Source organism: Subtercola vilae, from assembly GCF_004923255.1.
Taxonomy (GTDB): Bacteria; Actinomycetota; Actinomycetes; order Actinomycetales; family Microbacteriaceae; genus Subtercola; species Subtercola vilae.
The window spans coordinates 1-8,240 of the sequence record NZ_QYRT01000070.1 but is presented as its reverse complement, the minus strand read 5'-3'; the positions used below and the strand labels follow the sequence as shown (position 1 = coordinate 8,240).

Here is an 8,240-nt window from a genome sequence, read left to right as displayed (position 1 = left end):
GCCACCACCTACCGCTACCTGGGCATGAGCACCGACCAAGAAACACCTGCCACGAACAACAACTCCCTCTAGCCAATGGTCCAGCCGCTACTTGTCGGTCTAGGACAGCTTCAGGAGTACCGGGCCTAGTGGGTGCGGCATCTCTGCCAGCTTGCACCGGGCAGGTTCGCCGCGATCGCCTCAACCAAGCCCTGATGGGCGTCGGAAGTAACAAGCCGCACTCCGGTCAGGCCGCGGGCCACGAGGTCCGCGAAGAAGCTGTTCCACGCAGCCCCCGTCTCTGACGTCGCGACGCGGAGGCCGAGTACCTCGCGGCGCCCGTCAGCGTTGACTCCGGTCGCGACGAGCACAACAGCGTTGATGACCCGCCCGCCTTCACGGACTTTCATCGTCAACGCGTCGGCCGCGACGAACGTGAACGGGCCCGCGTCGCCGAGGGGCCGGTGCCGGAACTGCTCGACGTGCTCGTCGAGCTCCGCTGCCATCCGCGACACCTGCGACTTCGACAACGAGTGAATCCCCAACGTTTTGACCAGCTTGTCCATCCGGCGGGTGCTGACGCCGGCGAGGTAGCAGTCCGCGATCACGGTGATCATCGCCGCTTCGGCGCGTTTCCGGCGTTCGAGGAGCCATTCCGGGAAGTACGTGCCCTGTCGGAGTTTCGGAACGGCGACGTCGATCGTCCCGACCCTGGTATCGAGGTCGCGGTGCCGGTACCCGTTGCGTTGCGCCGTACGGTCGGGGCTGGGTTTGCCCCACTCGGCACCGACGACCGCGTCGGCATCGGCGGAGAGGAGGGCGTTGATCATGGTTTGCAGCAGGCTGCGCATCAGATCCGGAGACGCGTCCCCCAGGGCTTCGCGGAGCAGGCCGGCAGGGTCGACAATATGTGGAGCGGTCATCGTGATGATGCCTTTCGAGTGGAGGTAAGAGACTTCTCGAAGGAACACACGGTGACCGCGCTTTCGTCGCGAACGACAAGCCGGGCCACCGGGCTACACCACCTTATGGGGCACTACTTCCCGGCCGCGGCGGGCAGGTCGTCACTGACTGGTTGCGCGCTTACCCGGACGTTCAGGTCGTGTGCCGTGACGGCTCAGCCGCATACGCACAGGCCATCAAAGATGCCCTGCCTCACGCAGTACAGGTCACTGACCGGTGGCACCTGTGGCACGGACTGGCCGAGGCCGCGGGTAAGGAGATCGCGGCGCATTCAGCGTGCTGGGCCGCCGCGACCGGGCTACAAGACGGGCCGCGAGCCGCGAGCACGGCCAACCGCTGGACGCAGGTACATGACCTGCTCGAGGCCGGTGTTGGGTTACTAGACTGCTCCCGCCGGCTGAATCTCTCCCTGAACACGATCAAACGGTACGCCCGCGCGCCCGAACCACAGCGGTTGCAACGAGTCCCGCAGTACCGGCCCACGCTGGTCGACCCGTACCGTCAGCACCTACGCACCCGACGTGAAAAGGACCCGGGCGTTGCTGACACACGCCTGCTGGCCGAGATACGAGAACTGGGCTACACCGGTAGCCAGAACCTGTTGGTGCGGTACCTGAACCAGGGTCGCCACCTTGATGACCACTCCCACTTGTCGCCACGCCGCGCGACGCGGCTGTTGCTGACCCGACCCGACCGGCTCACCCCTTCCCAGCAGGAACGACTCACCCAGGTGAGCGGAGCATGCCCGGAAACCGCCGCGGTGCACCGACTCGTCGCCACCTTCGCAGCCCTGCTGACCCCCACAGACGACAACGCCGCCAAACTCAATGCGTGGATCCAGGCCGCTCAAGTAGCCGACCTGCCACACGTTCATTCCTTCGCCCGTGGCCTCAAAAAAGACCACCCGGCCGTGACGGCAGCGGTCACGATGCCACATCACAACGGTCGAACCGAAGGTGTAAACACCCGTACGAAAATGCTCAAACGACAAATGTACGGCCGAGCCAGCTTCACGCTCCTCCGCCACCGCATCCTGCTCGGCTAACACCACCACCGAAAGTGCGCCAGAGCCGTTACTGTTACAGACCCGTCTGATTGAGGAACACCTCCAACTTGTCGGGCTGGAGGCCGGTAATGGCCTGCAACGCATCCTTGGAAATGCCACCATCAGCAACAAGGTCTTTGAACTCGTCCGCGGGATTCAATATCTCTCCGATATGTTTCTCTTGGGCTTGTCCTGTTCGACAAGTTTGGTCCGGCGTGAGCAACAGACAAACGGCGGAGAAGGGGTCAGATCCGGGGTCCGCGTCGTGGTGCTTGAGCGGGGTCTGAGTCGTAGGGGACGGTCGCCTCTGTCGTGAGGTTCTGTACGGTTCGCGGCTCGGCCGGCGCAGGCTGCTGGTCGGCGGTGGGTCTCGTGAGCTGGAGTTTTGCGAGGCGTTCTTGGAGTGCAGCGGATTGTGATGGTTGAAGTTGTTTCAGCGCGGCCGCGGCGTGTCGGTACGCGTCGGTGTGGCGTTGGGGCCCGAGCGGATCTCTGGGGGTGCGGATCTGTTCTTGGTCCCGGTACGCCAGGACGGTGCGAACGTTCCGGGCCCACACATCGTCGCCGGCGCCTGGTGTGGGTTCTGGGCGGAGGGCGCCGAGCCAGGGTTCCGGTGCCGTGTGTGCCTGGTCGTAGAGCTGGTCGACGCGGGCGGTGATCAGTTCGCCCTGGTCGATGATCCACCGGCCAACCTCGGTCTCGGCACGGGCACCCACGGGCGGGAGGGTGAGCCACCCGGGCAGCCCGGACGGGGCCGGTTCGGCTATGCCTTCGCCAAGCCGGTGGTGGTACACCTTCGCCAGCGACCGCACACCGTCGTCGCCTTGCGGGTTGGCCGCGGCGGCGGTGAGGCGTTCGGTGACGTCCACCCGGGCGACTTCGAGGTCACCCATCCGGTGCGCCAGATGTGTCCACGCCGCGTCGTCGATGATCTGTTCCACGGCCGCGTCGTGAAGGACGGTGCGGAGGGTTTGTTCCATCCGGGGGAGGAGGCCCGGGTCAAGGATCCGGGTGCGGGCGTCTTCGTAGCGGGGTACGAGCGCGGCGAGGCTTTCCGAGTGCTCGAGGATCTGCTGCAGCTGCTCGTGCGCGGAGTACTCCGCGCCTTCCCTAGCGAGCACCTTCACCAGGCCGTCGTGGATGGAGTTACGGAGGGTGTCAGGGGCGTGCAGATCGACTTCGAGGACATCGTCGATGACGGTGTACATCCGGTTCGATTCCCGGCCCCGGGTCGCTGCGACGTAGAGCTGTTCGCGGGCGGTCGCTTCCGGATCGATCAGGATATGAGACGTGTCAACAGTCATGCCCTGGACTCGGTTGATCGTCGCGGCGTAACCGAGTTCCACATCGGTACTGACGTACTCGGCAGGTAACGTCAGCACGCCGCCGTGGCGGAGGTGTTTCACTTTCAGCTCGCCGTGGTGCACGGAAAGGACCTGCCAGAGGTCACCGTTCGCGACGAAGTCTTTGCCCCGATTCGCGTTCAGCCGGCGCTCGTTCTGCCGAGTCACGACGATGTCACCGGCCCCGGCTTTGTTCCCGTCGTGCAGGATCACACCACGCGCTTTCACAGCGCCTTGGCCGATCAGGTCAAGGCGGGCCTGCGCGTTCAACGCCGCGACTTCATCATTGATACCGGCGACCATGATCGATTGCTTCCCCGCAGCCCGGTCACGAGCCCATCCGTCATAGATTTCCTCGAGCATGCTCTGCCGGAGCCCGCCGCGGGTGCGATCTTCTTCGATGTAGAACCCCAACCCCGTACTGTCACCGACCCTGAGTTTCAGTGACGCGGCGGCTTCTTCCTTCGACGCGAACCGGTGTACCTCGTCCAGGTAGGAAGCGCCTGCCCGGTTCTGGATCAGCCGTAACGCACCCCCGGACTCGACCGCGGCGAGCTGCGCCGGGTCGCCTAGCAACCGGACCGCAGCGCCGTGCTTCACCGCGAGCTGCAGGAGTTCCTCGAGCAGGGGAGTGGACGCCATCCCAGCCTCGTCGACCAGGAGGATCGTGTTCTCATCGATCCGGTACTTGTCGTCCAGCTTCTGCTCGGCGGTACCGTTTTTGTGAACGTCGATGAGTTTGTGGGCGGTATCGGCTGGCACACCAATATCTTTCGCAAGCACCGTCGACGCGACCGCCGTCGGCGCCAACGCGAGCACCCGGCCACCATCCGCTGTCACGGTGCGGGCGAACAGCCGCATCGTCGTCGTTTTCCCTGTCCCCGCTGGCCCCACCCCGACCTCGATGCGGTGCCCGCCGGTCGCGAACCTGCGGGCCAGTTCGACCTGCGACGCATCCAACGGAAACCGGGACGCCGCGTTCGTTTTGGCAACCGTTTCCCGGAGTGCGTCCTCGCTAGCCACGAACCCCGCCCGCGTCGACGCCGCAGCGACCAGGTCATCTTCGACCTTCAAAATATGTGTCGACGTGAACCGGGTGGTGTCGTGCACCTCATAGATCGACGTCCCGTCGGTGCGGCGCATAACAGCCGGTACCGGGTTCAGCTCCGGTGCCCGCAACCCGACAGAGAGCTGCACCGCCGTGTCGGTCAAGGCCACCGTGAGCTGTTCAACATCCGTGGTGCGGACGATGTTGCCGTACGCCCTTGCGACCCGTAACGCTTCGGCTTGCAAGTGCGACATCCGCCACGTCGACCGGCTGTTCTCCACCGTGGCCAGGATCCCCGCCGAAAGCTCCGGGACCGTCCGGGCCGCGAGCTCCTCCTCCGCCGCCGTCAACTCCCTCGGCCGGGTCACGTTCACACTCAACAGGGCAACCCCACGCTCACCGATCACCGTCGCCGCGGCGGCCCGCCACCCGGCGCGAAGCTCGGTCAGGCTTTCCGGTTTCGCTTTCGCCTGCCGCGTCGACAAGGTCGCTTCCTGCGCCATGCTGATCTGCGCTGCTCGCGCCGGCGTGTGACCATGCGACGCCACATACGCGGTCAACAGTTCCTCGTACGCGTCCTCGATCGCCGCACGCCGCGACGAGAACGAATCGCGAAGCTGTTTCGGGACCCCATCGATCTCACGGACGGGACGCTTGTTCCGGCCCCGTACCTCGTCGGTGAACGTGACCCCGAGCCGGTCACGGAGTTCCTTCTCGATCAGGGTGTTGTACCGCTCCGACGCCGACACCCCGAGCGCGTGCAGCACCCGCCCATCAAGAGAACGCCACTTCCCATCCTCGCCCTGCACCTTGGTGGACACCGCAACATGGGTGTGCAAGTTCGGGTCCCCGGTGCGGGAGTCGCGGTGCTCGAACGCCGTCGCGACCAGACCCTTCGTGTTCAACTGCGCCGCCCCACCCGCACCCACCCGGGTCAGTGCCGCTTCTTTCTCCAACCACGAAACCGTCGACGACCACGCCGCGGTGTGCGCCGCATGAACCTCCGCGGACGTGTGCGCATCCCCGAGCGCCCAGAGCACCGACACGCTCTTCACCGGGGTGAACACCAAGTCATACCCGGCGACAGGTTGCCGGGCCGCTTTGCCTTTCTTCGCCAGAAACCCGGACACCTCCGCATCCGTCGGCGCCCGGTCCAGGCTGCCCTGCAACGCCTCGGACGCGACGCCCCAGCGCAGCAGATCGCGTTCTACCCCGACCTCAGGGTTCCTGCCGGCCTCGGTCCGGAACGTGTCATACGCGGCCGCGATCGCGGCATCCCAGCCGTCGTCGGTCTGCTCCGTGGTCATGAACCGGCGACCCAACCGGGCCGCCTGGATCGCATCCGCGGCCGGCATACCGGCGCCTACGTTCTCTGCAACGATCCGGTCGGCGTCCGGGTGCAAACCTTCACCGAACAGGGCCAGCATCTGCCTCTCGGACACCTGACCTTCCACCCCCAGACTGGTCAGGCCGTTACCGACCCACACCCCGGGCGGGTTACCTTCCGCGGTGTAATACGCTGTCAGATCCTCACCCCGGGCACGGGTCTGATCCCCGGCAGCGACCTGGCGGGTGAGGTAGGTGTACCCGTTCCCGGCATGGAGAACGTGCACGGTCATCATGCGCGCGTCTCCCGTCCCATGAGCACAGAATAGCCGGTGAAACCGGCCCAGACACTATTAGTGCAAGAGGTGTGGTGTTTCTAGCAGTTGTTTGACGGTTTCTCTGCTTTCCGATGTTGTTTCGGATGCTCTAACTTTCTGGGCTGCTGGGTTACGGTGAAAATTCGGTAAGACTTCGATGAAGGAGATGATGGGTGTGGCAGCAGTGACAGGTAAGAAGGTTTCGGCCAGAGACCGTGCCCGGCAGGCGATCGCGGGCGGCCTCGCCCACGAGCTCGCGGCGCAAGAAGAAGCCGAACGTGCCAGGCTGGCCGAACGGGAACGTGTCTCGAGAGCCAGAGAGACCGCGACGACGGCGTACTTCGAAGCTGAGGACCGCCGCGACGCGCTTGTCGCTGAACTAGCCGCTCTGGATCTTGACCGGGCTGGCGCGATCAAAGAACTCGACACCCTGGGGCTGAAAACTGACACCATCGCCACGGTGCTCAGCATCACCGAGACCGAGATCCGGCGACTCAGGAAACTCAGCCCCACCACGCCAGAGACCGCGCCGGTCGACGGTGCGGCGCATAATGAGAACAACAACCCGGAACAGTAGGCACCGGAACACGCCAACGCCCACCAACACTCGCCCCCGAACTTTGAGGGGTGATGTTGGTGGGCGTTAGGTTTCTAAGGGTTAGAACAGGCGCGGGTGTTCCGGGTCTGTTCCCGAGAGAGCGGCGCTCATCAGGGCCGGGTCCCAGCCGTGCTCGAGGACCGTTTGGCGCAGAGCGCGGGAGCGTTCCGCGCGAAGAGCGCGAGGCAGGCCGCGCCACCGCCACGCGGTGGCGCCGTTCACGGTTCGGCCTTTCTGCTCACGGTCGAGCATGTTCTTCCGGTGGTCGCCCTCCCACACATGCGACCTGGCCAGGTCAATGTCGGCGTGCACGCACAACGGAATGTCGCAGTCGTGCAGCAACAACACGTCCCGAGGTAACGCGAGACCGGTCAGCAGCTCGTAGGAGTACCGCTGCGGGCGGACAGCGCGTTGCTTGCCGCCTCGTTGAACCCAGAACCTGCCGTAGCCGTCGTCGGAGACAGCACCGACCCACAACCAACAATCGTTGTCGGCGGGACCTTTGATCACGTGTGACCAGAACCTTTCCTGCTCGCTGATCAGCACGCCAGCTCGCTACCGGTGCGCGCCGGCGCCCACTGCGGGGTGGTGCCGGCGGCGCCCGATGGCCCGCCCGATGATGACCACCCAGACAACTGCGGTCAGCACCAACGCGACGATGGTGGGCGCGTCGACCAGGTGCTGGCAGAGGCCGATCGTCCAGATCCCCGCGACGATCCACATCATCTTTCGTGCGATGGTCTGAATGAACCGGAGCCGGAACCTGGCCCCGATCATGAAGACAAAGAACACCGAGACCCCGGCCGCTACCGTGGCAACAAAAGCATCGAACATTTCAGATTCCTTTCATCATGCAATGATTCGAGACGACGTTCGCCGCCCAGCGTGCCGAGGCTATGGCGTGATCGTTTCTGGTTCCGGGTCTACGCTCGCGGCGGGTTTCGGCCGCCAGATGACGCCGTACTTATGGGGCTTGTCGATCTTTTCAAGCCCCCAGGTCTTGAACTGCTCGATGTAAAGGTTCTGCACTTTCTCGTTCGCGGCTTTCCCGTAAATGCTAATCCCGGCCGCAGTCGCGGCGGCCTGCAGCGGGACGCTCATCGCGTCGCGGAGCTCCTCACCACAGTGACAGCCCACCGTCTTGACCACGTGATTACTGAACTCCCACCACCCATGATCCGGACGGTCCATCAGCGTGATGACAGCCTTCCGTTTCTCGCTCATATAGATGCGGCGGTCGCTGCGGTGCGCATCGAACACCTGCACAACTACGGTGACCGCGACGACGGCCAGCAGCATGACGCTGGCGCCTATGACAAAATCGGCGAACATCAGCCGCGGATCCCAGTCCTCGATCAACCCGATCATGAGCAACCAGATGGCTCCGGCAACGAGAGGAGCGAGCATCGCCACACGCATGAACCTGGCCCCCTTGGTAAACCACCATCCGACACGGATGTAATCCCACGCTCGAGGTTCGACACAGCCGAGGCTGGGTCTGTCAAGATTTTGGTGTAACTAGTTGTTTTTGGTTAGTTGCGTCCGACGCTGAGTCGGCCGTTGAAGGTGATCTCGAAGGCGTTGAGTGCTGCTTTCCAGCGTTGGGTCCAACGGGCGCGGC

Annotated in this window: 5 protein-coding genes and 2 pseudogenes; 2 read left to right on the top strand and 5 right to left on the bottom strand. The window is 64.4% G+C overall.

Annotated features, from left to right (window positions below; all coding sequences use genetic code 11):
• Positions 1–128 precede the first annotated feature (128 nt).
• A pseudogene (locus D4765_RS18440) lies at positions 129–902 on the bottom strand (IS256 family transposase); the annotation flags it as partial.
• A gap of 125 nt (positions 903–1,027) precedes the next feature.
• Between D4765_RS18440 and D4765_RS18435 the strand changes: the two are divergent.
• Positions 1,028–1,987, top strand: a pseudogene (locus tag D4765_RS18435) (ISL3 family transposase); the annotation flags it as partial.
• 245 nt (positions 1,988–2,232) lie between these two features.
• On the opposite strand, the gene mobF reads toward D4765_RS18435, so the two are convergent.
• Positions 2,233–6,000 (bottom strand): MobF family relaxase, encoded by a 3,768-nt coding sequence (gene mobF / locus D4765_RS18430; protein WP_136643777.1) that lies wholly within the window; start codon positions 5,998–6,000, stop codon positions 2,233–2,235.
• A gap of 196 nt (positions 6,001–6,196) precedes the next feature.
• Between mobF and D4765_RS18425 the strand changes: the two genes are divergently transcribed.
• Complete coding sequence (locus tag D4765_RS18425) at positions 6,197–6,598, top strand: hypothetical protein (RefSeq protein WP_136643776.1); 402 nt, start codon at positions 6,197–6,199, stop codon at positions 6,596–6,598.
• Positions 6,599–6,679: 81 nt separating this feature from the next.
• Here D4765_RS18425 and D4765_RS18420 read toward each other — a convergent pair whose 3' ends face one another.
• Genes D4765_RS18420 through D4765_RS18410 form a run of 3 tightly spaced genes read right to left on the bottom strand, consistent with a single transcriptional unit; the run spans position 6,680 to position 8,032 of the window.
• Positions 6,680–7,129, bottom strand: coding sequence for a hypothetical protein (locus D4765_RS18420; protein WP_237280554.1), 450 nt, complete (start codon positions 7,127–7,129; stop codon positions 6,680–6,682).
• 45 nt (positions 7,130–7,174) lie between these two features.
• Complete coding sequence (locus tag D4765_RS18415; protein WP_136643774.1) at positions 7,175–7,453, bottom strand: hypothetical protein; 279 nt, start codon at positions 7,451–7,453, stop codon at positions 7,175–7,177.
• Between the two features lie 60 nt (positions 7,454–7,513).
• Entirely contained in the window at positions 7,514–8,032 is a 519-nt protein-coding gene (locus D4765_RS18410; RefSeq protein ID WP_136643773.1) for a hypothetical protein, read from the bottom strand.
• Positions 8,033–8,240: the final 208 nt, after the last annotated feature.

Bases quoted from the DNA above. Each gene is read 5' to 3' on its own strand.
- mobF (WP_136643777.1), bottom strand. From the start codon at position 6,000: ATGATGACCGTGCACGTTCTCCATGCCGGGAACGGGTACACCTACCTC.
- D4765_RS18415 (WP_136643774.1), bottom strand. From the start codon at position 7,453: ATGTTCGATGCTTTTGTTGCCACGGTAGCGGCCGGGGTCTCGGTGTTC.